At 74.9% G+C, this 24,910-nt stretch carries 18 protein-coding genes; 5 read left to right on the forward strand and 13 right to left on the reverse strand.

All coding sequences use genetic code 11. The features are described 5' to 3' along the window. Window positions 1-120 precede the first annotated feature (120 nt). From ACFV9Q_RS16915 to ACFV9Q_RS16935, 5 genes are all read right to left on the reverse strand, one after another. A complete protein-coding gene (locus ACFV9Q_RS16915; RefSeq protein ID WP_377235358.1) occupies window positions 121-705 on the reverse strand; it encodes a 1-acyl-sn-glycerol-3-phosphate acyltransferase in 585 nt (194 codons plus the stop codon). Between the two features lie 114 nt (window positions 706-819). Further along, complete coding sequence (locus ACFV9Q_RS16920; RefSeq protein ID WP_377235359.1) at window positions 820-2,088, reverse strand: NAD(P)/FAD-dependent oxidoreductase; 1,269 nt, start codon at window positions 2,086-2,088, stop codon at window positions 820-822. Between the two features lie 51 nt (window positions 2,089-2,139). Next, the gene (locus ACFV9Q_RS16925) at window positions 2,140-2,490 is read right to left on the reverse strand and encodes a DUF1232 domain-containing protein (protein WP_377235360.1); all 351 of its coding nucleotides are present in this window, start codon (window positions 2,488-2,490) and stop codon (window positions 2,140-2,142) included. A gap of 81 nt (window positions 2,491-2,571) precedes the next feature. Next, on the reverse strand, window positions 2,572-3,255 hold the full coding sequence (locus ACFV9Q_RS16930) for a YdcF family protein (protein ID WP_377235361.1): 684 nt from the start codon (window positions 3,253-3,255) through the stop codon (window positions 2,572-2,574). 189 nt (window positions 3,256-3,444) lie between these two features. Continuing rightward, window positions 3,445-3,732 (reverse strand): helix-turn-helix domain-containing protein, encoded by a 288-nt coding sequence (locus ACFV9Q_RS16935; RefSeq protein WP_377235362.1) that lies wholly within the window; start codon window positions 3,730-3,732, stop codon window positions 3,445-3,447. A gap of 206 nt (window positions 3,733-3,938) precedes the next feature. On the opposite strand from ACFV9Q_RS16935, the gene ACFV9Q_RS16940 reads away from it, so the two are divergent. The 3 genes from ACFV9Q_RS16940 to ACFV9Q_RS16950 are packed head-to-tail and all read left to right on the forward strand — an operon-like array spanning window position 3,939 to window position 10,125. Next, the gene (locus ACFV9Q_RS16940; protein ID WP_377235363.1) at window positions 3,939-5,453 is read left to right on the forward strand and encodes a DUF3375 domain-containing protein; all 1,515 of its coding nucleotides are present in this window, start codon (window positions 3,939-3,941) and stop codon (window positions 5,451-5,453) included. Next, window positions 5,450-6,172 carry a DUF4194 domain-containing protein gene (locus tag ACFV9Q_RS16945; RefSeq protein ID WP_377235364.1) on the forward strand — a complete coding sequence of 241 codons (723 nt, stop codon included), beginning with the start codon at window positions 5,450-5,452 and terminating at the stop codon, window positions 6,170-6,172. The genes ACFV9Q_RS16940 and ACFV9Q_RS16945 overlap by 4 nt, the downstream gene beginning before the upstream one ends. Beyond that, entirely contained in the window at window positions 6,169-10,125 is a 3,957-nt protein-coding gene (locus tag ACFV9Q_RS16950) for an ATP-binding protein (protein WP_377235365.1), read from the forward strand. Before ACFV9Q_RS16945 ends, ACFV9Q_RS16950 begins: the two co-directional genes overlap by 4 nt. A 175-nt stretch (window positions 10,126-10,300) precedes the next feature. Here ACFV9Q_RS16950 and cofE read toward each other — a convergent pair whose 3' ends face one another. Next, window positions 10,301-11,089 carry a coenzyme F420-0:L-glutamate ligase gene (cofE, locus tag ACFV9Q_RS16955; RefSeq protein WP_377235366.1) on the reverse strand — a complete coding sequence of 263 codons (789 nt, stop codon included), beginning with the start codon at window positions 11,087-11,089 and terminating at the stop codon, window positions 10,301-10,303. A 107-nt stretch (window positions 11,090-11,196) separates the two neighbouring features. On the opposite strand from cofE, the gene ACFV9Q_RS16960 reads away from it, so the two are divergent. After that, window positions 11,197-12,768, forward strand: a complete 1,572-nt coding sequence (locus ACFV9Q_RS16960) for a protein kinase (protein WP_377235367.1) — start codon at window positions 11,197-11,199, stop codon at window positions 12,766-12,768. 49 nt (window positions 12,769-12,817) lie between these two features. On the opposite strand, the gene ACFV9Q_RS16965 is transcribed toward ACFV9Q_RS16960, so the two are convergent. The 3 genes from ACFV9Q_RS16965 to ACFV9Q_RS16975 all read right to left on the reverse strand — a co-directional run bounded on the left by ACFV9Q_RS16965 (window position 12,818) and on the right by ACFV9Q_RS16975 (window position 15,520). After that, window positions 12,818-13,810: a TIGR03557 family F420-dependent LLM class oxidoreductase gene (locus ACFV9Q_RS16965; protein WP_377235368.1), complete on the reverse strand. Its 993-nt coding sequence runs from the start codon at window positions 13,808-13,810 to the stop codon at window positions 12,818-12,820. 95 nt (window positions 13,811-13,905) lie between these two features. Beyond that, on the reverse strand, window positions 13,906-14,781 hold the full coding sequence (locus ACFV9Q_RS16970) for a hypothetical protein (RefSeq protein WP_377235369.1): 876 nt from the start codon (window positions 14,779-14,781) through the stop codon (window positions 13,906-13,908). A 10-nt stretch (window positions 14,782-14,791) separates the two neighbouring features. Further along, window positions 14,792-15,520, reverse strand: a complete 729-nt coding sequence (locus ACFV9Q_RS16975; RefSeq protein ID WP_377235370.1) for a DUF6597 domain-containing transcriptional factor — start codon at window positions 15,518-15,520, stop codon at window positions 14,792-14,794. A 96-nt stretch (window positions 15,521-15,616) separates the two neighbouring features. Here ACFV9Q_RS16975 and ACFV9Q_RS16980 point away from each other — a divergent pair, with 96 nt between their 5' ends. Beyond that, entirely contained in the window at window positions 15,617-19,273 is a 3,657-nt protein-coding gene (locus ACFV9Q_RS16980; RefSeq protein WP_377235371.1) for an ATP-binding cassette domain-containing protein, read from the forward strand. A 19-nt stretch (window positions 19,274-19,292) separates the two neighbouring features. On the opposite strand, the gene ACFV9Q_RS16985 is transcribed toward ACFV9Q_RS16980, so the two are convergent. From ACFV9Q_RS16985 to ACFV9Q_RS17000, 4 genes are all read right to left on the reverse strand, one after another. Then, the gene (locus tag ACFV9Q_RS16985; protein ID WP_377235372.1) at window positions 19,293-21,065 is read right to left on the reverse strand and encodes a dipeptide ABC transporter ATP-binding protein; all 1,773 of its coding nucleotides are present in this window, start codon (window positions 21,063-21,065) and stop codon (window positions 19,293-19,295) included. Next, the gene (locus ACFV9Q_RS16990) at window positions 21,062-22,768 is read right to left on the reverse strand and encodes an ABC transporter substrate-binding protein (RefSeq protein WP_377235373.1); all 1,707 of its coding nucleotides are present in this window, start codon (window positions 22,766-22,768) and stop codon (window positions 21,062-21,064) included. Before ACFV9Q_RS16990 ends, ACFV9Q_RS16985 begins: the two co-directional genes overlap by 4 nt. Window positions 22,769-22,879: 111 nt before the next feature. Then, on the reverse strand, window positions 22,880-23,887 hold the full coding sequence (locus ACFV9Q_RS16995) for an ABC transporter permease (RefSeq protein WP_377235374.1): 1,008 nt from the start codon (window positions 23,885-23,887) through the stop codon (window positions 22,880-22,882). Beyond that, entirely contained in the window at window positions 23,884-24,864 is a 981-nt protein-coding gene (locus ACFV9Q_RS17000; protein WP_377235375.1) for an ABC transporter permease, read from the reverse strand. The genes ACFV9Q_RS16995 and ACFV9Q_RS17000 overlap by 4 nt, the downstream gene beginning before the upstream one ends. Between the last annotated feature and the right edge of the window lie 46 nt (window positions 24,865-24,910).

Genomic DNA, 24,910 nt, shown 5'->3' on the forward strand with positions numbered 1-24,910 from the left:
AAATTCCTGGACCCCCGATCCCCGCCCCCAACTTGTTGGGTGTTGGTTGTTTGCGCTTTTCACGGCCGGAACAGCGCAAATAGCCAGCACTCAACGAAGGGGGCGGGCGGGGTTAGCGGGTCAGGCTGGGTCTTCCGTGCGGAGGCGGGGTTCTGTGCGGTTGGCCGGCTTGACGCCCGACTTGTCCGCGTAGAACGCACGGATCACGTCCATGTCCGCGCTCACGTCGCCCGTCAGCTCGATGCTCGGGCCGAGGCCGGCGACCTTGGCGACGCCGTCGACGTAGCCGAGCGTGACCGGGAAGCCCGCCTTCAGCGCGATGCGGTAGAACCCCGACTTCCAGTAGCCCGACCCGGCGCCGCGGGTGCCCTCCGGCGTCACGACCAGGTGGAACTCCTCGCCCCGGCCGACGGCGGCCAGGATCTCGTCGACGATGCTGGCCGGGTCCTTGCGGTCCACGGGGATGCCGCCCAGCGACCGCATGATGCCGGCCATCGGCCCCTTGAACCAGGAGTCCTTGATGAGGAACCGGATCTTGAGGTCCATGTCGAAGGCGATGGCCAGCATGAGGAAGAAGTCCGTGTTGGACGTGTGCGGCGCGCCGATGAACACGGTGGGCCTGGTCGGGGCGGGTTCCGAACGCATCCGGTAGCCGGTGCCGGCCCAGATCAGTCGTGCAACGGCCCGGCGGATGGTGCGTGACATCGTCGTCCTCGAGTCAGGTGGAGCGGAGAGAATCTCAGGCGGCGCCGAGCTTCGGGGTCTGCAAGTCTGACAGACCGACCGAGTGGTCAACGATCGCCGTGCGCCGCCCGTTCCTCAGCGCCGGAGCAGCGGCCGCACGCTGTGCGCCGCGAGGCGCAGCAGGCCCCGGGACCCCGCCGACTGCTCGTCGAACAGCATGAGCGCCACGTGCGCCATGGCCTCGTCGGACGCCGCGACGGCGCGCGTCGCGATCCCCGCCCACGCCTTGGAGCGCATGAGCTGCTGTGCCAGGTAGCACTCCCGGAAGTGCCGCGCGAACCGGCGCCGGTGCGCCTGCTCGAACCCCGCCAGCGCACCCGCCAGGCCGGCCCCGCTCCAGGCCACCCCGGACCGGTCCAGCTCGCCGAGGTGCTCCGCGAGCTGCACCCCCGCGGCCATCCCGTAGAAGATCCCCTCGCCGCTGAGCGGGTTGATCGTCGCGGCGGCGTCCCCGACCAGCACCGCGGCCCGCCCCGGGGCCGTCATCGGCGTGCGCGCGGCGGCGTGCGGGAGCTGGTGGGTCGCGACCCGCTCCACCCCGGACACCGAGAAGCCCCGCCGCTCCAGGTCCTCGACGTACAGGTCGAAGAGGTCCCGCAGCTTGCGGCCGTGGCGCGCGGTCTGGCGCTTGAGGTGGTTCACGGGGAGGCCGACGCCGATGTTCGCGCCGTCGTCGGGCAGCGGGAAGACCCAGCCGTAGACCGGCAGGAGGGACTCCAGGAAGTCGAACCGGAGGGTGTCGCTCACGGGCTTGTCCGGGTGGGTGACCCGGCCGTAGGCGCGCATCGCGATGTGGGTGTGCCGCATGGACGGGCGCTCGACGCCGATGGCGCGCCGCACCGTGGAGTAGGCCCCGTCCGCGCCGACGACGAGGTCGAACGTCTCTTCTGCGGCGGAGGCGCCGGACAGGGCGACCCGTTCGCGCCCGCCGTCGGCCGGCGTCAGCCCCTCGAACGCGACGCCCTCGCGCACCTCGGCGCCGGCGTCGCGCGCGGCGTTCAGCAGCAGGTCGTCCAGGGCGAGCCGCGGGGTGACGTACCCGGCGAGGTCACGGCCCTCCATGAGCGGACCGCGCGCGAGCGCCTCGACGCCGCCCGGGCCGCTGATCGCCACCGACATGGGCATGTGGAACGGCTTCAGCAGCTCCGTCAGGCCCAGTCCGTCCAGCACCCGCCGGGCGCCCGGGCCCAGCCCGTCGCCGCAGGTCTTGTCGCGCGGGAACGTCGCCTTGTCGACCAGGGTGACGTGCGCGCCCGGGAGCTCGCGCCGCAGCGCGATCGCCGTGGCTGCGCCTGCGGGGCCGCCCCCGACGACGAGGACCCTGGGTGCGTTGTCGCCGGTCACGCCGTCGACACTAGACCCGCCCGGGCCGACGGGCCAGAGCGGGCGAACCGGTCAGCGATGCGGCTTGCGGTTCGGCGTCACGTCCTCGGCGGTCCCCGGCACGGTCTTGCCGTGCGGCGCCCCACCCGGCGTCGTGCTGCCCTGCGCGGGACCGCCCGGCGTCGCGTCCCCGGTGGTGCCGGGCACGGTGCGGTGCTGCCGGAACCGGCGGATGGCCTTGTAGAGGGTGACGCCCGCGATGACGATCGCTATGGCGTCGTCGCCGAGGCCGAGCGGGCCCAGCACGCCCTCGGACAGGAGGTCGATCGGGCTGGCCACGTACCCGGCGCCCGCGACGAACGTGAGGATCTCCTGCCAGGTGAACTTCCTGGGATCCTTGCCCCGCTTGTTTTCCTCGCGCATGCCCGGAACGTAACGGAGAACGCGGCGACTCGCCAGGGATGTCCCGGAAGCCCGTTTCGTGACGTGGGCCTCAGGCCGCGGTCACACGTCGATCGGACGGCGGTCCTCCACCAGCCGCGACGTGTACCCGGCCGCCACGAGCCGGTCGAAGGCGCCCATCACGTCGGCGGGCACGTCCTGCTCGTGGGAGATGAACCCGAGCTCGGCGTAGAGCGTCAGGCGCTGCGTCTCGCCCACGAGCATGTCGACCACCCGGTCGGCGTCACCGATCGTGCCCACGTACGCGTCGAGCGACATGGGCCGGGAGACGCACAGCACGTCGACGTCCGGCCAGACCATCTGGGCCGTCGCGAACGCGCGTCGCCGCTGGTAGGGGTGCGAGACGAGCAGCACGGAGGTCGGCTCGACCTCGTTCTCGGCGAGCAGCTTGCGGCTGTACTCCAGGTTCTCGCTGGTGTTGGTGGCGGCCGGCTCGACCAGCACCGCCTCCGCGGGCACGCCCTCCGCGATGGCGCGGTCGCGGTAGCCGAGCGCCTCGCCCTGCGGGAAGGCGTCGACGGTGGTGGGCGCGTTCGCGCCGGTGAAGACGATCTGGGGGAACAGCCCCGCGTGGTAGAGCTCGGCGGTGTAGACGGCGACGCCGAGGTCATGGCCACCCAGTCCGATGCCGACGTCGACCGGCCGCGGCTCGTGCTGCAGGTCGTGGAACACCCACAGTGTCTCTACGTCCTCCCGCACTTCGGCGGGGATCATGACGTTCGGCATATGACGACCATATTGCTCGGAGGAATGAGGGGCACAACCTGAGTGAGAGTGCACGCCCGGTTTCCACTGGAATTGCGTGCAATGTCACATTCATCGGGAACGCACCGCCGTCGTCGCACCTCCGCGCCCCCGTGCCCCCCGCACCGACATCCCATACGCAGACAAGGTAGCGGACCGGATGAAACCGCCCTAGCACGCGGGATCGTCGTCGTCCTCCCCCTCGCCGGCCGGCTCGGCGGCGACCGCGACGACGTCGTCCTCGAGCTTGCCCGAGAACAGGTCGAGGTACTGCAGGTGGAGGTGGTAGCCGGCCCCCAGCGCGATGCGCCGGATCATTCCGAGTGTCGGTTCGATCTGCCCGGACTCGATACGACTGATCGTCGACGTGGGCACGCCCGCGAGCACCGCCAGGGAACTCATGCTGAGCTCTCGCTCGGCGCGGATCCGGCTGATGATCTGGGCTGCGTTCGTGAGCAAGGTGCCCTCCCGTCGACGCTCTGCCATCGAAACGTGCCATGACGCACGACAGGGCCTGCCGGAAAGTAGAGATCTGTTTTCCGGCAAGCCCTGTGGGACCTGACTCTATACGTCTATGGCCGTCGCGGCGCAGCGACGGAGCAAGTGTCGCCATGTTTCCCCCGGGGGTGCCGCACCGACACGTTGGCCTACTACTCTCAGCCCCCATGGGTACTGCGAGCTCACCGGGGGACGCCGCGCCCCGGCCGGCCGCCGGGCACGGGACAGGTCGCCGCGGCCAGGCGGCGCGCGCCGTGCGCGCCCTTCTCCAGGAGCACCCCGCATGGGTGCTGCTGCGGTCGAGGAACGCCGCGGCAGCCGTCGTGCTGCTCGACCGCAACCTCGGGGCCTCCCGCCGCCGGCTGCCCGTGGAGCAGCTCGCGGACCGGATCGACGACGACGTCCCCGAGCTGCGCCGCGCCGGCTTCGAGCTGCCGTACTCGGGCTACTTCTACGTCTCCGAGTGGATCGACGAGGGCGTGCTGGTGCGCCGCCGCGCCGCGTCGAGCGGGGGCGAGCCCGGCGCGGAGACGGTCGAGCTGTCCGACGGCGCGCTGCTCGCCATCCGCTTCGTCTCCCGCCTGCGGCGGCCGCACCCCGCGGTGACGCCGTCGCGCCTGGGCGCGGTGCTCGACGGCCTGCACCGCCTGGCCGACGAGGCCGACCCCGACCCGGAGGCCCGGCTCGCCGCCCTCCTGGAGCAGCGTGCCGCCCTCGACGCCCGGATCGAGCGCGCCCGGCGCGGCGACTCCGAGGCCCTGCCGGCGGACGTCGCCGCCGAGCGGGCCCGCGAGATCCTGGCCCTGGCCGGCGACATCCCCGCCGACCTGGCCCGCGTGCGCACCGAGCTGGAGCGCACCGACCGCGAGCTGCGCCGCCGGCTCCTGGAGTCCGACGGCTCCCGCGACACCTTTCTCGACGACATCTACCGCGGCGTGGACCACCTCGCCGAGTCCGAGGCGGGCCGCGGCCTGGTCGGGTTCCGCGAGCTGCTGCGGCAGTCGGAGCACACCGCGCAGGACGACCTCGGGCGCGTGCTCGACTCCGTCCACCTGGCGCCCGGCGAGGCCTCCGCGCTGCGCCGCCTCCTGCCCACCCTGCAGGACGCCGCCGACGAGCTCACCGACACCATGGGCACCCTGCGCCGCGCGCTGCAGCGGACAGTTCGTTCCGGCGAGCTCCCGGCCGAGCGGGCCCTGCGGCGTCTGATCGGCGAGGCGCAGGACGCCGCCCTCGCCGCGGCCCCCGACGTCGCGCCCGGCGCGGAGCTGCGCCTGACCCTGCCGCTCGGCGCCGTGGCGCCCCGGTCCGTGGGCGGCCTCGCGCCGCACAACCCCGGCGGGGAGGACGCCGAGGCGCCGCCCGCCGCCCCGGCCCTGCCACCGCGGCCGGTCTCGCTCACGGCGCTGCGCGCCATGGCTCGCGACTCGGAGATCGACGTAGACGAGCTGCGCGGGCACGTCAACGACGTCGTCGACCGGGCCGGGCGGGCCACCGTCGGCTCCGTGCTCGGCGCGCACCCCGCCACGCAGGGCGCCGCGAGCGTCGTCGGCCTGCTGACGCTCGCCGAGCAGCACGGCACCCCCACCGGCGACCGCGAGGACGTCAGCTGGCGGTCCTCGCGCGGCGTCGCGCGCCGGGCCGCACTACCCCAGCACCAGTTCGAGGAGCATGTCCCGTGACAGAACCCGGCGTACCCGGATCCGGCCCGGCGCGGCCCGACCCGGCAGACCTTCGCACCGCGCGCCCCGGGCGACCGGCCGGCACGTCGTCGGGCAGCGGCACGACGACGCCGGGCGGCGGCGCGCCCGGAACGGGCGGCGAGGCCGGCAGCCACCTCTGGCCCGGCGACCACGGCACGCTCCCGGCGCCCGCACGCCTCGCCCTGGCGCGTCTCGTGCGCGGCCCCTACCTGGCGGCCGAGCCCGAGCCCGACACCTGGCGCGCGCTGCTGGCCCACGAGGACGTGGTCCGCGAGCGCCTCGCCGACCAGTACCTCGACCTGGTGGTCGACGCCGACGCGCAGGTCGCGTTCGTGCGCGACGTGCCGGCGGCCGACGCGCCGCAGGTGGTGCGCGAGGTGGCGCTGACGTTCCTGGACACGGCGCTGCTGCTGCACCTGCGCGCGCTGCTGCTGGACTCGTCGGACGGCCGGGTGGCGATCAGCCGCGACGAGGCGGCCGACCATCTCGCCGCGTACCGGCGGCGCGGCGGCGGTTCGCCGATGGACTTCAGCCGGCAGCTCGACGCGACGTGGGCCCGGCTGATCGAGTCGGGCATGCTGGAGCCGCTCAGCGGCGACCGGTGCACGGTCTCCCCCCTGCTCCGGACCGTGTTCGGGGCGGACCAGGTCGCGGCGCTGAGCGCCGAGTACGTCCGGCTGGCGAAGGAGAGCGCATGAAGACCACGCACCCGTCCCCCACCGGGCAGTGGCGCCTGTCGCGCGTCGAGCTGGTCAACTGGGGCACGTTCTCGGGGCACCACGTGGTGCCGGTGCCGCGCGAGGGGTTCCTGCTCACGGGCCACTCCGGCTCGGGCAAGTCGTCGCTGGTAGACGCCGTCGCCGCGGTGCTGACCCCGCCCGAGCACCTGCGGTTCAACGTGGCCGCCGCCGGCACGGCCGCCACCGAGCGCGAGGCGGGCGACCGCGACGTCGTCTCGTACGTGCGCGGGGCGTGGCGGCACCGGACCGACGAGAGCACGGGCGAGGTGGTGGCCGACCACCTGCGCCAGGGCGCCACCTGGTCCGGCGTGCTGCTGCAGTACTCGAACGGCACCGACGCCGACGACGGCACCGTGACCCTCGTGCGCCTGTTCCACCTGACGCGGGGCTCGTCGGCACCGTCGATGCTGCACGTCGTGGTGCCGGGCGAGGCGGGGCTGCTGGACTTCGAGCGGTTCGTGCGCTCCGGGCCCGACGTCGCGGGCGTGACCGCCGCGTGGCCCGACGCGACCGTGAGCGAGCGGCACGCGCCGTTCGCTGCGGCCTTCACGCAGGCGCTGGGCATCGGCTCGGAGCAGGCGCTGGTGCTGCTGCACCGCACCCAGTCCGCGAAGAACCTGGGCAGCCTGGACGACCTGTTCCGCGGGCACATGCTGGACGAGCCCGGCACGTTCGAGCTGGCGGCCGAGGCCGTGCAGCAGTTCGCCGACGTCGCGCGCGCCTACGCCGACATCGAGACGTCGCGCCGGCAGATCGAGCACCTGGGCCGGCTCTCGGCGCTGACCAGGACGTACGACGAGGGCTCGGCGGCCGGGGTGCGCGCGGCCACGCTGCGCGGCTCGCTGGAGACCTTCAAGGACGCGTGGAAGCTCGACCTCGCCCACGGTGCGCTCGCGGGCGCGCGGGCGGCGGAGGAGCGGGCGCAGCACCACCGCAAGGCCGCCGACACCGAGGTCGACGTCGCCGCGAACACCCACCAGCAGGCCGTCAACGTGCTGGGCGCCCGCGGCGGGCAGGCCCTGGCCACGCAGGCCGACCGGCTGCAGCGGGCGGGCGAGATCGCCGCCCTGGTCCGCACGCGGCGGGGCGAGCTCGCGACCGACCTCGAGTCCGTGGGCATGAACATGCCCGAGACCTTCGCGGAGTTCGCGGCGCTCAAGGAGAAGGCCCGGTGGGAGCTGGGCGGCGCCCGGCCGCCGGCTACGGGCGCGGTGCCGACCCTGACGGGTGCGGTGCCCGCCGTGGCCGCCGCGTCGACCGGGCAGGTGGCCGCCGTCGCGACCGGCGCCGTCCCGGCGGTCACCACGGAGACCCTGCCCGTCGTGACGACAGGTGCGGTGGCGACGGGCGCCGTGGCCACGGTCGGCCGCTCCCGCGCGCCCGAGGCGCTGGACGGCGGCATCCGCGAGGCCCTGGCGGCGCGCTCCGCCGTCGGGCAGCGGCACGAGGCCGTCGCCACGCGGATCCAGGCCGTGCGGCAGACCCAGACGAACGTGCCGGCCGCGCTCGCCACGGCCCGCCGGGCGGTGGCCGAGGCCGCCGGGCTCGACGTCTCGGTGCTCCCGTTCGCGGCCGAGCTGCTGCGCGTGCGCGAGGAGGACGCCGCCTGGCGCCCCGTGATCGAGGAGATCCTGCGCCCGCTGGCCACGCTCGTGCTGGTCTCCCCCGCGCACCGCGCCGCCGTCGCGCGGGCCGTCGAGGCCGGTCCCGGGCTGCGCTACCGCGTCGTCGGGGTGCGCAACGACGCGCCGCGGTCCACGGACGACTCGTCGCTGGTGCACAAGGTCGAGGTCAAGGACGGCCCGGCGGCGGGCTGGCTGCACCGCCGCCTGTCCGAGCAGTACGACTACCTGTGCGTCGAGGAGCCCGCCGGGCTCGACCTGCACGAGCGCGCCGTGACCCGCGAGGGCCTGATCAAGCACGGGCCGGAGGAGATCGAGCAGCCGCTGCTGCCCGGCGTCGAGGACTGGGCGCTCGGCTGGGACGCCGACGACCGCCTGGACCAGCTCCTGGAGCTCGCCCGCGAGACGCAGGCCCGCCTCGCCCAGGCCGACGAGGCCGTGGCCGACGCCGTCGCCGAGCAGCGCGAGGCCGTGCGCCGTCAGCTCACACTGCGGCACGTGGCGCGCCGCGAGTGGCGCGAGGTGGACATCGAGACCGCCGAGGCCGACCTGACCGACGCCCAGGCGTCGTTCGACCGGCTGCTGGACGGAACGATGGACCTGTTGCAGGCGTCGCAGGACGTCGCGGCGGCCGAGACCCGGCTCGACCAGGCGCGCGCCGCCGCCGCGGAGGCCGCGGACGCGCTAGCCGAGGCCCGCGCGCACCGCCGGTCCCTGGAGCACGTGGTCGCCGAGCTCGGCGACGCGCCGACCAATGCGATCCCGCTCGCGCACCGCCACGAGCTGGAGAAGCGCTACGCCGCCGTCCGCAAGACGGTGACGCACGAGGTGATCGACGACGTCTCCCTGACCGTGTCCCGCACGCTGGACGCGGAGCGCGAGGCGGGGCTGCGCACGTCGGGCGCGGCCGAGCGGGAGATCGTCGGGCTGCTGGCCGAGTTCCGGCGCCGCTGGCCCGCCATCACCCGTGACCTGACGGCACAGGTGGGCGACCGGGCGCGGTACCTGGAGGTGCTGGAGCGCATCCGGACGTCGCGGCTGCCCGAGCAGGAGGCCCGGTTCTCGGACCTGCTGACCGACCAGGCCCGCCGCGCCCTGCGCAAGCTCGCCGCCGAGATCCGGCAGGCGCCGGCGACCATCCGCGAGCGGATCGTCGGGGTGAACACCTCCCTGCGCCGGTCCCCGTTCGACACCGACCGGTTCCTGGAGATCCGGGTCAAGGAGCGGCGTCCGGCGGCCGTCGAGGAGTTCCTGACCACGCTCGACACCCTCACCGGCGACACCGAGCCCGAGTACGAGGTGCTGGAGCGGCTGGTGCGCCGGCTCGGGTCCAGCGACCCCGCCGACCGCGCCTGGCGGGCCCTGTGCCTGGACACGCGCCGGCACGTGCACTTCACCGGCGTGGAGGTCACCGCGGGCGGCATCGCGCTGGCCGTGCACGACTCCTCCGCGGGCCTCTCCGGCGGACAGCGGCAGAAGCTCGTGGTGTTCTGCCTGGCCGCCGCCCTGCGGTACCAGCTCGCCGGTGTCTCCGACTCGGCGACGCCCGCCTACGGCACGATCCTGCTGGACGAGGCCTTCGACAAGGCCGACACGGCGTTCACGCGCACCGCGATGGACACGTTCACCGCGTTCGGGTTCCACATGATCCTGGCCACGCCGCTCAAGCTGCTGCAGACGCTGGAGGACTACGTGGGCGGCATCGGCCTGGCGACCTGCCGGGAGATGCGGGAGTCGCGCGTGGACGTCGTCCTGCTGGAGACCCCGCTGCCCGACGTCGACCCGGTCGCCTCCGCGACGCGGGGCGGGTCCGGTGGTGGGGCGGGGGCGGTTGCGCCGGCGGGGGTATCGCCGGCGGGGGCATCGCCGGCGCCCGTTTCGCCGGCGCCGGTTACGCCGTCGCCGAGCGCACCGGTGCCCCCGGCGACGCCCGCGGGTGGTCCGGCGCCCGGCGCGGCTGCCCCCGCGAACGCATCCGGCCCGGCGGGCAGCGCCGCCGCGACGCCGGCGCGCGGGCTCCCCGCGGTGCCGCCTCCGCCGCCCGGGCCGGCCCCGACGGGGCTCCAGCCGCTGACGTCGGTCACGCCCCCGCCGTCGGCCGCCCCGGCGGTCCCGGCGGTCCCGGCCGGACCGGCCGCACCGACCGCGGCGGAGGCTCCCGCCGGGACGCCGTCCGACCCGGTCGACGACGGCGAGCCGGAGCCCGACTGGTCCGCGACGGTGACCGCCGAGGAGTCCGACGGCGCGTCGCCCGTCGTCCGCATGACGTCGCGCCGCCCGTCGCTGTAGCGGGTCGGACCCCACCCCTGACTCACCCCACGCCGGATGCCGAGTCAGGCGTGGGGTCCGACCAACTAGCTGACTCGGCGCACGGCACGAGCCGAGTCAGGGGCATGGTCCGACCAGCCTGCTGACTCGGCATACCAAGATGGTGAGTCAGTCGGCTGGTCGGTCGGCGTCGACGTCAGCCGGCGTCCGCCTCCGCGCGGCCGTCCGCCAGGCCGCGGGCGTAGGCCTCCGCCGAACCCTCGCGGAACAGGTCGTCCGCGCTGGCCCGCACCAGCGCGCGGGCGCCGGGGCCGTCCTCGGCGGTGACGTGCCGGCCCATGCCGCGCACGACGGCGACGGCCCGGCCCGCGGACTTGCCGCGCACGAGCTCGGACGCCGCAGCGATCTCGTCGACGACGGCGGTGACCGTCACGTTGAGCGGCCGCCCGTGCGTGTCGGTGCTGCCCCGCAGGTCGTCGGTCGGGCTGATGCCCGCGCAGCCGATCGCGATGTCGACCAGCGCGTCGCGCCAGGGCCGGCCGGCCGTGTCGGTGACGACGACCCCGATCCGTTCCAGACCCAGCCGCTGGGTCAGCGCCGACCGGACGGTGCGGGCCGAGGCGTCGGGGTCCACGGGGAGCAGCAGCACGGTGCCCTCCGGGGTGTTGCTCGCGTCCACACCCGCCGCGGCCATCACCAGGCCGAGCTTGTTCTCGACGATCCGCAGCGGCGGCAGCCCGGGGCGTTGCCTCTGGGCGACCACGCGGACGGTCTCGTCCGTGATCGCCTGCTCGCGGTCGTCGGCGGCCACGACGCGGCCCTCCGCCTTGGACACGATCTTCGAGGTCACGACGACGACGTCGCCGTCGCGCGGCCGGTCCTGCTCCTCCAGGCCTGCCAGGAGGTCGGCGATCAGCTCACCGAGGTCGTCGCCGGGGGTGATCTCGGGCAGCCCGTCGGGGGCCCAGACGCTCAGTCGTTCCACGGGTCCATCCTCACATCGACCAGCGGGCGGCCAGGTCGGCGCGATATCCTGCCAGGCGTTCGTCACAATTGTCTGTTTGATACCGCGATCGATGGGGGAAACGTCCGGTGTTGCACGACCCGCCCGCACGAAGGACGGCGCCTGTACCGGAACCGGCAGCCCTGCGCCCCGGCGAACCACGCGCTATCGGACCGTTCCGGATCCGCAGCAGGCTCGGCAGCGGCGGCATGGGGGACGTCTACCTCGGGACCACGCGCCGGGGTCAGCAGGTCGCCATCAAGCTGATCCGCGGGGCCCAGCTCGACGACGACGAGTTCCGCACCCGGTTCCGGCGCGAGGCGCGCGCCGCGGCCAAGGTGCGCAGCCGGTTCATCGCGAACCTGGTCGACGCCGACGCCGACGCGGACCTGCCCTGGCTGGCGACCGAGTACGTGGCCGGGCCCACCCTGTCGCAGGAGCTGGCCGCCAACGGGCCGCTCGCCGAGGCGGAGGTGCTGAACCTGGTCTCGGGCGTCGCCGAGGCGCTGTACGAGATCCACCGCGCCGGTCTGGTGCACCGCGACGTCAAGCCGGCCAACGTGATCCTCGGGCCGGACGGACCGCGCCTGATCGACCTGGGCGTGGTCGCGGCGATCGACGCGACGCGGCTGACCCTGACCGGGCAGCCCGTCGGCACGCCGATGTACATGGCGCCCGAGCAGGCGACCGGCAGCCGCGCGACGTCGGCCGCCGACGTCTGGGCCCTCGGCGCCCTGGCCTACTACGCCGCCACGGGCAACCACCTCTTCGAGGGCGACCACCCCGCCGTCGTCCTGTACCGGGTGTCGGCGGAGGACCCGACCTACACGGACAGCCCCGCGTACCTGCGCCCGTTCCTCGACGCGCTGCTGGTCAAGGACCCGGAGCGCCGGCCGACCCTCGACGCGATCCTGGAGTCGTTGGGCGTGCCGCAGCCCGGTGGTGCCGCGCCGACGCTTGTCACCCCGGCGAGCGGGGCCCCGGCGTCCGCGCGCGGGAAGGCGGGTACCGGGCCCGGGACGGCCGCGGCCGGTCGCACCGACCGCTCCTCGCGGCCGAGACGCGGCCGGCTCCTGCTCGCGGTGGGCTCCGTGACGGCGGGCGCGCTGGTGCTGGCGGGCGCCGGGTTCGGCCTCTGGAGCTCCCTCGCGGGGGACGACGCGGCGCGCGACGACCTGGGCCAGTCCGAGACGGCCGGCCCGCAGGACCCCGCGGAGCAGTCGCCGGGCGGCAGCACGAGCCCTGAGGCGAGCGCACCGGTCACGGACGTCCCGGCGGCGGACGGCGACGGGAGCGCCCGCGACCCGCTGACTCAGGGCACCGCGCGGCTCCTCACCGAGGGATCGTGCTGGACCGTGAGCGTCGACCAGGTCCAGGGGCAGCAGGCCACGCTGACGTTCTCGTGCAACGGGGTGGGCAACGCCACGTACCACTACCCGACGCCGAGCACCTGGCTCCGGGTCTACGCCGTGGGGGCCGACGGTACCGTCCGCCGTGCCACCGCCGCGGACGCCGGGGCGCAGGACACGTTCTGGGCGTACGGCAACCTCGCGGACACGGCCGACGTGACCGCAACCGTCAGCCTGCCCGACGTCGGGCCGATCGCCTCCGTGGCCGTGCAGAACAAGGACAGCGAGGGCTGGTACTGGACCGCACGGTGACGGCGCCGCGGGTGCCGGGCGGCGGGGTGCCTGAGGCGCGGGCGGTCCGTCACCGCACCAGCTTGGGCAGCACCTCGCGCCCGAACATCTCGATCCACTCGCGCTGGTTGCGGCCCGCGTTGTGGAGGTAGATCCGGTCGAACCCGAGGTCGACGTACCGCTGGATCGACGCGCGGTGCTCGTCGGGGTCGGCGGAGACGAGCAGGCGCCCCTCGAAGTCCTCGGGCCGGACCATGCGGGCGAGCTGCGCGAAGTCGTGCGGCGAGCGGATGTCGGACCGCGGGAACCGCATGCCGCCGACCGGCCACTCGGTCAGGGCGTTGGCGACCGCCTCGTCGTGGGTGGGCGCCCAGGAGAGATGGAGCTGGAGCGCCTTGGGCATCCGCGCCGGGTCGCGGCCCGACTCGCGGGCGCCGTCCGCGAACCGGGTCAGCAGGGACGCCATCCGGTCCAGGGGCGCGGCCTGGGTGATCAGCCCGTCCGCCGTCCGCCCGGCGCGGCGCGCCGTGACCGGACCCGCCGTGGCGACCAGGATCTCGGGGGCGACGTCGGGCATGGTCCACAGCCGCGTCGACTCCAGCTTGAAGTAGGTGCCCGCGTGCTTGACGTCGCGGCCCGCGAGGGACCCGGCGAACAGCTTCCGGATGATCTCGACGGCCTCGAACATGCGGTTGATCCGCTCGGCCGCCTCGGGCCAGTAGCCGCCCACCACGTGCTCGTTGAGGGCCTCACCCGAGCCGACGCCGAGCCAGTGCCGCCCGGGGTTCATCGCCGCGAGGGTCGCCGACGCCTGCGCCACGACCGCCGGGTGCCACCGGAAGGTCGGCGCGGTGACGGGCCCGAGGTCGCCCGTCGTGTGCTCCGCGGCGGCCGCCAGCACGTTCCAGACGAAGCCCGCCTGCCCCTGCTGCGGCGTCCAGGGCTGGAAGTGGTCGGCGGCCATGACGCCGGAGAAGCCGTGCGCCTCGGCGAACGCCGCGAGCTCCACCGCCTCGCGGGGCGCGAACTGTTCGAGCATCGCGGCATAGCCGATGGTCACCACGCGGGACAGCCTACGGCCCGCGGTCCCGGACGGGTCAGACGCTCAGGTCCCCCGGGTGACCTGAGCGGCTGACGCGTCGCCGGGGGTCGATGGGTTCAGAGGCGGCCGTGGGTCCGGAGCATCGTGAGCGCGCCGAGGGTGGCGAGGCCGCGCGCGTCCACGGTCTGGCCCGGCGACCAGTGCAGGTAGTCGAAGTCCCAGCCGCCGTCGGCGAGCTGCTCCCGCTCCAGCCGGTCCAGCTCCCCCGCGATCAGCGGCTCCGGGAACAGCGCCCGGCTGGGCGCGCCGGGCCGCGGCGACAGCAACAGGGGCCGGAGCTGCTCGTCGTCCTCCCCACCCGAAACGGAGATGGTCCCGTCCTCGCGCAGGGCGGGGCGCAGGCGCTCGACGGCGTCCGCGACGCGGCCCGGCTCGGGCACGGCGTCGAGGAAGCGGAGCGCGAACAGCACCGTGTACCCGTCCACGGAGAGCTCGCCGTCCAGCTGCTTCCAGCACCAGGCGGTCGCGGCGTCGAGCCACGGGTGGTCCAGTCCCAACTCCCACAGGTGCCCGGCGATCGCGTAGGTGAGGAACCCGCCGTCGTTCGGCACCATCCACGGCGCGGCCGGGTAGCCGGCGGCGGTGGGCAGCACGTGCGGCGCGCGGCCGTCGGGCAGCGCGACGCCGGCCAGCCAGTCGGCGGTCTCCCGGGCCAGCGTCGTGACCTCGGGGTCGGCGGCCGTACCCAGCTCGGCAAGCACTTCCAGCGCGGACAGCGCGCCGGAGACCTGGCTGTCCGGCCCGCGCAGGTCGGGTTCCAGGGCGTGGCCCCAGCCGTGATCGGCGTTGCGGTAGGGACGGAGGGCGTCCAGGACCCGGGTGGGCGGGGCGCCGTCGAGCAGCACCGCGAGGCGGTGCCGGTCCAGCAGGCGGGCGTCGTCGTAGACGAACCGCCGCGCGGCTTCGAGGTCGATGCTCGTCGAGGTGCTCATGGCATCGACGCTAGGCGGCGGTCAGGGTCGCGTCTTCCAGAAATCGGACGGGTGTGAGGCCGGTGAGCCGCCGCACCTCGTCGGACATGTGGGCCTGGCTCGCGTACCCGGCCGCGGCGGCACGCTCAGCGAGGGACGCCGGAGCACCGCCCGAAAGGGCGATCAGCCACCGCAGCCGCGCCACCCGCCCGAGCATCTTGGGTCCGTAGCCGACGGCGTCCACCGTGCGCCGGTGCAGGTGCCGCTCGCTGACGCCGAGCTCCTGCGCGACACCGGAGATGCGCGAGCCCGGCGCGCCGAGCCGCCGCGCGGCGGCCGCGACGAGCCCGTCCCGCTCCGCCTTGCGGCGCAGCACGGCGCGCGCGAGCAGGTCCAGGCGCCCGGCCGGGTCCGCCGCGTCGAGCGCATCGGCGAGCGCCGGGCCGACGTCGGGCCACACCTCCGCGAGCGGTACCCGCTGGTCGCGCACCTCGGACGCCGGGATGCCGAGGACGGCGCCGGCCGCGCCGGGCCGGAGCCGGATGCCGCTGGTGCGCGACGTCGGGGCCGCGCCCGAGCCGGAGACGACCGGGCCGGTGTCGGCGCCGACGATCACGAGCTCGCCGTCGATCCGGACGAGGTCCACGCAGCCGTCCGGGATGATCCGCTGCTCGTGGCCCGGCGGGGCGTCGTGCTCCCACAGGCAGGCGACGACCGGCAGCAGGCCGGCCGGCGGTGCGAGCTCACGGTAGGGGGTCACGTCGTCCACGCTACGCGCCGCCTCCGACACTCCCCCTTGTCTGACGGACAGGTCGGGGCCCGGTCGAGTGTCAGTGTCCGGTGGCAGAGTCGTGCCATGCCCCTCGTACCGGCTCGACCGAGCCGCAGGCTCCGCCTGCCCCGCGATCAGCGCCACAGCCCGTGGCGCCGCCGCGCGCTGCGGGTCGGCGCCGTGGCGGTCCCGGCCGCGCTGCTGGCGGCCGGCGCGTCGTCGTACGCCGCGGTGGTCACGGGGCACATGGCCGCGGACCCGGCCCGGGACACCCTGATCCTGCTCGCGGTCGTGAGCACGGCGGTCATCGTGTTCGACGCCGTGACGTGGCTGGTGGTGCAGCGGGGCGTCGCGCGCGCTGAGGCCACGCTGCGGTCCGAGCTGGCGGCGGCCGCCCTGGGGCAGCCCCTGCCGGAGCTGGAGGAGCAGGCCGTGGGCGAGCTCCTGGACCGCGTCAACGGCGATCCCGAACGGCTCACGCGCGCGATCAGCGGGATCGGCATCACGCTCGGCCAGGCCGCGATCAGCCTCGTGGTGGGGTGGGTGGCCGCCGGCCTGGTGTGGTGGCCCGCCTGGGTGGCGTTCCCGCTGGTCGCGGCGGCGGTGCTGGTGTTCGCCCGCCGGTCGGCGCGGCCGTTGCGCGACCTGAGCCGGCGCGCCTCGGAGGCCGGCTCGGAGCACATGGCGCAGTTCGAGGAGGCTGTGGCGGCCCGCGACGACCTGCGCACCGCGCAGGGGCAGCGGTACGTGCTGCGCCGGTACGCCGAGCTCGCCGCGCGCCAGATCCGGCTCCGGGAGGACTGGTCGGTCGCGTTCTCGCGCGTGCGCCTGCGCACGGAGCTGCCGCTCGACGCGCTGGTGGGCGCGGTGCTCGTGGGCGGGGTGTGGGCGGTGAGCGGCGGCGCGCTCGACGTCGCCCGGCTGGTCACGCTGTGGCTCCTGGTCACGGGGTTCGTGGGCCGGGTCGACGTGCTGGGCCGGCTGCTGCCGCGGGTCGAGGAGGCGATCGGCACGTTCCAGCGGGTGCGCGACCTGCTCGGCGCGCCCCAGGAGCCCGCGGGCGGCGCGCCGTTCCCCGGGCGGTCGGGCACCGGCGGGTCCGGCACCGGCGGGAGCACGCCCGGGTCCGGCAGCGCAGGCGGGGTCGAGGTGGAGCTGCGCGACCTGACCTTCTCCTACGGCGAGGGCTTCGCCCTGGGTCCGCTCGCCCTGACCGTCCCGGCGGGCACCACCTGCGCGCTCGTGGGGCGCACGGGGTCCGGCAAGACGACGGTGACCAAGATGCTGTCCCGCGCGGTCGAGCCGCCCGCCGGGAGCGTGTTCCTGGACGGCCGGGACGTCACGAGCCTGGACGTGCACGAGCTGCGCACGCGGGTCGGCGTCGTCGGGCAGCGCACCGAGATCCTGGCGGCGACGCTCGCCGACAACATCACGCTCTGGGCCCCGGTCCCGCCCGCCCGGGTGGAGCAGGCGGTCGACGCGCTCGGCCTGACGGCCTGGGTCGCCGCGCTGCCCGAGGGGCTCGACACCCGGCTGGGACCCGACGGCGTGACCCTGTCCGCGGGCGAGGAGCAGCTCGTCGCCTTCGCGCGGCTCCTGGTGCGCGACGTCGACGTCGTGGTGCTCGACGAGGCCACCGCGCGCATGGACCCGGCCACGGCGGAGCGGGTCACCCTGGCCGCGCGGACACTCCTGGCGGGGCGGACGGCGATCGTCGTCGCCCACCGGCTGCCCACCGCGCGGCACGCCGACTCCGTGGCCGTGCTCGACGGCGGCCGCCTGGTCGAGCACGGGCCCTGGGACCGGCTGGCGGCGTCGGACGGGCACTTCGCCCGGCTGGTCGCGGCGGCGGGGCTCGCGGACGGCGAGCCGGTGCCCGCCCTGGACTCCGCCGTGGCGACGGACGAGGCCCCCGGCCCGGAACTGGCTGACGACGACGAGCCCGGTGCCGTCGCCGGCAGGACGGCGGGCGCCTCCGGCCCGCACGCTGCCGGGCCTCCCTCCCCCGGGTCTCCGCCTGCCGAGCCGCGAAAGGCCGCACCACGGCCGTCGATCGTGCGGGCGGTCTGGAGCACGCTGCGCGCACGTCCCCACGGCATGCTGGTCCCGGCGATCGTGTTCGAGGTGGCCGACTACCTCACCTCGACCGGTCTGGTGGTCGGCTGGCTGTGGGCGTCGGCGGTCGTGGGCCTGGAGCACGGTTCGGCGCCCTGGCTGCTGGTGGGCGCCATCCTCGCGGCGATCGTGACCAACACCCTGCTGCCGCTGACGGTCCGGCTGACGAGCACCCGGTGGTGGGTCGACTCCCGGCTGCGGCTGCACCTCTCCCTGCTGCGCGGGCAGACGGCGCAGCGCCGCACCGTGCGTGACGCCCCGGGCGAGATCGCGGCACGGGCGCAGGAGGACTACCGCCTCACGGGCCACACCCAGGCCTGGAGCGAGGTGCTGACGGCGCCCATCACCTTCGCCGTCCTGGTGGTGCTGAGCGGCAGCTGGCTGGCCGGCGCGATCGGCCTGGCCATGGCGGGCGTGATGTTCGCGGCGCAGGTGCTGGGCAGCCGGTCGGTCGCCGCGGCGGCCCGGCGGGCGGGTGACGCCGCGGCAGAGCTGGGCCGGCTGCTCGGCTCGGCCCTCGACTCCGTGCGGACCGTCAAGCTCGCCTCGGCCACCGGGGGCGTGCTCGCGCAGGTCGCCCGGGTCGACGGCCGCCGCGTGCACGCGTCCCTGGTGGAGGAGCGGACCAACTTCCTGGTCGGCCTCGCGCCGTCCGTGCTGAGTCGCGTCGCGACGGTGCTCGCCTGGACGCTGCACCTGACGGGGACGTGGTCGCTGGGTACGACGCTCCTGGTCAGCACGTCGATCGGCACGTTCAGCTGGATCGGGTACAGCCTGGGCGCCCTCGTCACCAGCGCCGCGTCCGCCCGCCGCTGGGTCGAGGTCACCTCCCGGTACGCGGGCACGGAACGCCTGGCCGACGTGCCCGACGACGTCGACCTGTTCGCGGGCACGTCGACCCCGGCCGGTGCGCACGCCGGAGCCCTCGCCGCCGCGCCTGGCCGCCTGCGTGAGCTCCGCCTCGACGGCGTCACCGCGACGCACGACGACGGCACCGTCGGCATCTCCGGTGTGGACCTCACCGTGCGGCGCGGCGACCTGGTACTCGTCGTCGGCCGGGTCGGCTCGGGCAAGTCCTCCCTGCTCGGCGCGCTGTCGGGACTGGTCGACGTCGGCGGGCGGCTGTCCTGGAACGGCGCCACCGTCACCGATCCCCAGACGTTCCTGCGCCCGCCGCGCGTCGCGCACGTCGCCCAGGTGCCGCACGTCGTCTCCGGGACGGTCGCGGACAACGTGCGGCTCGACCACGAGCGCCCGGTCGACGCTCCCGTCCGGTCCGCAGGGCTCGACCGGGACGTCGCCGAGGCGGGCGGCACCGGCACGATCGTCGGGCACCGCGGCCTGCGGCTCTCGGGCGGCCAGGTCCAGCGCCTCGGCCTGGCGCGCGCGCTGGCCACGGGCTCCGACCTGCTGCTCGTGGACGACGTCTCCTCCGCCCTCGACGCCGTCACCGAGGCCGAGGTGTGGACCGGCCTGCGCGCGGCGGGCGCGACGGTGCTGGGCACCACGTCGCGCGCCGCGACCCTCGCCGTCGCCGACCGGGTGGTGGTGCTCGACGGCGGGCGGATGGCCGCCGTCGGGCACTGGCGCGACCTGGCGCCACGCTGGTCCCACCTGGCCGGCTGACCGGGTCAGACGTACAGGGTCAGACCCGCACCGCCCGGCGGTCCGCCTGCGCATCCGGATCCGCCACGGGAGCGGCGGTCACGAGCGCCCGCGTGTACGGGTCGGCGGGCGCGCCCAGCACCTGCGCCGTCGGGCCCGTCTCGACGATGTGGCCCTCCCGCATGACGGCGACCCGGTCGGCCACCCGCTCGACGACCGCCAGGTCGTGGGACACGAACAGGCACGCGAAGCCGAGCTCGGTCTGCAGGTCCCGGAACAGGTCCAGCACGTGCGCCTGCACGGAGACGTCGAGCGCGGACGTCGGCTCGTCCGCCACGAGCACCTGCGGCCCGAGCGCCACGGCCCGGGCGATCGCGACCCGCTGCCGCTGCCCGCCGGACAGCTCGTGCGGGTACCGCTGCCCGTACCCGGGACCGAGCCGGACCAGCTCCAGCAGCTCGCGCACACGGGCTTCCCGGGCGGCCCGGTCCAGCCCGGAGTGCAGCCGCAGCGGCTCGTCGACCGACTGCGCCACGGTCCAGCGCGGGTTCAGCGTCGAGGCCGGGTCCTGGAACACCACGCCCGTGGCCCGACGGCGCTCGGCCCTCTCCCGGCGCGACGCGCGCGCCAGGTCGACGCCGTCCACGACCGCGCGGCCCGACGTCGGCCGCAGCAGCCCCGCGACCACCTGGCCGAGGGTCGACTTGCCCGAGCCCGACTCCCCCACCAGGCCCAGCACCTCGCCCCGGCCGATCGAGAGCGTGACGCCGTCGGCCGCGACCACGGGGTGCCGGCCGCCGTAGGTGACGCCGACGTCGTCGAGCAGCACGACGCCGCCCGACGCGTTCGCGGCCTTCGCGTCCCGCGGCGCCGTCGTCTCGACCCGCTGCACCCCTACAACGGGCTCACCCAGCCGCGGCACCGCCGCGAGCAGCGTGCGCGTGTACTCCTCGCGCGGCGCCGCGAAGAGCTCGCGCACGGGCGCGGCCTCCACGATCCGCCCGTCGCGCATCACCACCACGTCGTCCGCGAGGTCGGCCACCACGCCCATGTCGTGGGTGATGAGCAGCACGGCCGTGCCGCGCTCGTCGCGCAGCCCGCGCAGCAGGTCGAGGATCCCGGCCTGGACGGTCACGTCCAGCGCCGTCGTCGGCTCGTCAGCGATGATCGCCACCGGGTCCTGCGACAGCCCCATCGCCACGAGCGCGCGCTGGAGCTGACCGCCGGAGAGCTGGTGCGGGTACGCGGCGGCCACCCGCTCCGGGTCGCGCAGCCCGACCTCGGCCAGCAGCTCCAGCACCCGTTCGTGCGCCGCCCGCCGGCTCGGCCGGTCCGGACCGCGCCGGCGCGCCCGCAGCGCCTCGGCGACCTGGTCGCCGATCGTGAGCACGGGGTTCCAGGCGCTCATCGGCTCCTGCGAGACGAGCGAGAGCACCGCGCCGCGCACCTGACGGAAGGTCTCGGGCGACGCACCGACCAGCTCGGTCGCCGCCCCTCCGCCGGATCCGGCGTCGGCACCGGATCCCGCGTCGGCACCAGATCCCGCGCCGGCACCGGATCCGCCACCGCCCCCGAACGACCCGCCCAGCCGGATCGACCCGCCCACCGCCGCGGCGTCGGGCAGCAGCCCAAGCACCGCCATCGCGGACACCGTCTTGCCCGAGCCGGACTCGCCCACCAGGGCGGTCACCCGCCCCGGGCGCAGCGCCCAGGACACGCCGTCGACGGCGGGCCGCGCGGCGTCGTCGAACACGACGGACAGCCCCTCCACCTGCAGGAGGGGCTGCCCGTCGGTCACCAGGACGCTGCTCACGGAGCCAGCGAGACCTGGAGGTAGTTCGGGTAGGCCGGGAAGTCCGGGATACGGAAGTTCTCGACCTTCGAACCGTGCAGGAACGAGTTCTTCGTGTAGATCAGCGGCACCACGGGGGCGTCGCCCAGGATGAGCTGGTCGGCCTCGACCCACAGCTTGGCCGCGGCGTCGACGTCGGTCTCCTCGGTAGCGCGCTCGATCAGGTCGTCAGCGTCCGGGTTGCTGTAGCGGGCCAGGTTGTACCCGCCGTCGCCCACCTGCGAGGAGTCGAACAGCGGCTGGATGTTGCCGTTCGCGCTCGGGAAGTCCGGCTGCCACGACGACAGCGTGAGGTCGTACTTCGAGCCGTCGCCCTGCGTGACCGTCTCGGTCCACACGTCCTCGGCCTGCGGCACGATCTTGACCTTCAGGCCGGCCCGCTCCAGACCCTGCTGGATCGCCTGCGCCTGGGCGAGCGACGGGGCGTCGTCGGTCACGACGAGGCGCAGCTCGCGGCCCGACCAGCCGGCGTCGTCCAGCAGCTTCTCGGCCTGCTCGACGTCGCCCTCCGGGGCCACGTCGTTCACGCCGTTCGAGTACTCCTCACGTCCCGGGATGCCGGGCGTGACCAGCGTGGTCGCGAAGTCGCCCGCGATCTCGCCGCCGGACGCGACGCGGTACGCGTTCTTGTCCACGGCCAGGCTGATCGCCTTGCGGACGTCGAGGTCGTCCAGGCCGTCGGCCCCGGTGTTGATCGCGAGGTACGCGAGCGCCCCAGGGCCGGAGGTGACCAGGCGGTCCTTGGCCGGGCCCTGCTGGACCTGCGCGAGCTGTGCGGGCGGCACGAACGTGGCGCCGAACGCCGAGGCGTCGGCACCGGAGTCGGCGATGAGGCGCTGGGCCACGACCGTCTCGTCCTGGCTGAGCTCGAAGACCACCGAGTCCGGGCCGGCGGTGCGGGCCTCGTCCGTGGCCGGGTCCCACTCGGGGTTGCGCTCCAGGGTCACCGAGGTGCCCTCGACCGTGTCCGCCACCCGGTAGGGGCCGGTGGCGACGGGCTGGGTCGTGTAGGTCTGGATGTCGTCCTTCGCCTCGGGGACGGCGCCGAACGCCGGCATCGAGACGATCCACGGCCAGTCGCCGTACGCGCTGTCCAGGTGGAAGACGATCGTCTTGTCGTCCGGCGTCTCGATCGAGTCGAGCTCGTCGCCCTGGTACGGGCCGCTGTACTCGTCGGCCCCCTCCAGCAGGTTCTTGTGGTAGCTCAGGCCGCCCGACAGCTCGGGGGCGAACGAGCGCTCCACGGAGTACTTGACGTCGGCCGAGGTGATCGGCGTGCCGTCCTCGAACTTCAGGCCGTCCTTCAGCGTGTAGGTCCAGCTCGCCCCGTCGTCCGACGGCGTGCCGGTGTCCGTCGCGAGGTCCGGGACCACCTCGGTGGTGCCGTCGGCGTTGGTCTGCCAGGCGGTGAGCCGGCGCTCGACGAGGCCGAGCGTGGTGATCGCGAGGTTCTGGCTGGTGGCCGGGTCCCAGTTGATGGCGGGGCTGGCTGTGAGGATGTGCAGCTCGCCGCCCTGCTGGACGGCGGTCGCCTCGTCGCTCGAGGCGGCGCCCGGCTGCGAGTTGGCGTTGCAGGCCGTCAGCGCGAGCGTGGCGGCGACGGCGATGCCGGCGACCGCCACCCGGCGGGCGGGCCTGCGGGTGGTGCGTGGAGCGTGGTTCATCTGGTCCTTCTCGTCTCTACGAGGTGCTGCGGAGTTCTGGGGTGCTACGGCATGACGGGACACGGGGTCCCGTGGGGTACGGGGTCGGACGTCACCGACGACATCGGCGGGTCATCGGGTTCTCCCTCCGCGCCGCACCCGCGGGTCGAGCACGCCGTAGACGACGTCGACCGCCAGGTTCGCGATCACCACGATGGCCGCGGTGAACACCGTGACGCCCACCAGCAGCGGCACGTCGGTGGCGCCGACCGCCTCCATGAGCAGGGCGCCGATGCCGGGCATCGAGAACACCCGCTCGGTGATGACGGTCCCGCCGAGCAGCGCGCCGAGGTCCAGCGCGAAGAGCGTGACCACGGGGATCGCCGCGTTGCGCAGCGCGTGCCGGGTGACGACCCGGCTCTCCGTGATGCCCTTGGCGCGCGCGGTGCGAACGTACGGCGAGCCGAGCTCCTCCAGCATCTGCGAGCGGGTCAGCCGCGTGTAGACGGCCGCCGACAGCAGGGCCAGCACGGACCACGGCAGCACCAGGTGCCACGCCCAGTCCACCGGGCTCTGGGCGAACGGCACGTAGCCGGACACCGGGACCATGTCGAGCGTGAAGCCGAACAGCAGGATGCCGAGCAGGCCCACCAGGTAGCTCGGCGCGGAGACGCCCGTGATCGCCCCGATCATGAGCCCGCGGTCCAGGGCCGTGCCGCGGCGCACCGCGGCCACTGCCCCTGCGCCCACACCCACGACGAGCCAGAGCACCGCCGCGCCGATCGCGATCGACGCCGTCACCGGGAACCGTCCCACGATGAGCTCGGTGACCGGCGCGTTCCGGACGAAGGAATAGCCGAGGCACGGCTGCGGGCAGTCGATGGTCGCGCCCGCCGAGCCGAAGGTGCGGCCGGTGAACACACCGCGCACGAACTCCCACCACTGCTCGACGACGGACTTGTCGAGCCCCATGAACGCCCGCGCCGTCTCCAGGCGTTCGGGCGTGCAGGGCCGGCCGCAGGCGAGCTGCGCCGGGTCGGCGGGCAGCAGCACGAACAGCGCGTAGGTGAGGAACGAGACCGTGAGCAGCACGAACGCGAGCGTCGCGAGCCGGGTACCCAGGAACTTGAGGAGCGTCATCGGGCACCTCCGCGCCGTCGGCGTCGCCGCGGGCCGCCACCCCGCGGGTCGAGCGCGTCGCGCAGGCCGTCGCCGAACGCGTTGAACGCGAGGGTGACGCCGAACAGCGCGAGCCCCGGGAACAGCAGGTAGACGGGGTCCACGGAGAACCAGGTGACGGCGTCGCCGATCGACCGGCCCCACGACGGCGTGGGTGGCGGCACGCCGACGCCGAGGAACGACAGCGCGGCCTCCGACCCGATCGCGCCCGGGATGGAGATGGTCGTGAACACCACGACGGTCGAGGCGAGGTTGGGCAGCACCTGGCGGAACAGCACGTGCGCGTGCGAGGCGCCCAGGGCCTGGGAGGCGCGCACGAACCCGGAGGCGCGCAGCGCCATGACCTGGCCGCGCACGACGCGTGCGATCGACGACCAGCCGAACAGCCCGATCACGAGCACCAGGAGCAGCAGGCGGGGGAACCAGTCGGGCGCGACGGCGCCGACGGCGATCATGAACACGAGCGCGGGCAGCCCGATGAGGACGTCGATCAGCCGGGCCACCACCCAGTCGACCCAGCCGCCGAAGTAGCCCGCGACCAGGCCCAGCACCGTCCCGACCAGCATGGCGACGACGGTGGCCCCGAGGCCGACCAGGAGCGAGGTGCGGGAGCCCATGACCACGATGGCGAACAGGTCGCGGCCCGTCAGCGGCTCGACGCCGAACCAGTGCTCCGCGCTGACGCCGCCCAGCGGGCCGGCCGGCGCGCCGGTGGGCCCGAGCGCGTCGAGGTCGTAGGTGTAGGGGTCCACGCCGAGCGCCCGGGTGATCAGGGGCGCGGCCAGCGCGACGAGCGCATAGACCACGACGACGACGCCGCCCACCAGGGCGAACCGGTCCCGGGCCAGGCGGCGCCACAGGGACGCGCGGCGGACGACGGCGGCGCTGCCGGCCGGTGCGGTCGGCGCGACCAGCTCGTCGGAGCGGTCGAGCGACATGGGACTCCTAGGTACGACGGGACATGACGGGGCGGTGCGGCGAGCA

Source organism: Promicromonospora sp. NPDC059942, assembly GCF_042731755.1.
In the GTDB taxonomy this organism is placed as follows: domain Bacteria; phylum Actinomycetota; class Actinomycetes; order Actinomycetales; family Cellulomonadaceae; genus Promicromonospora.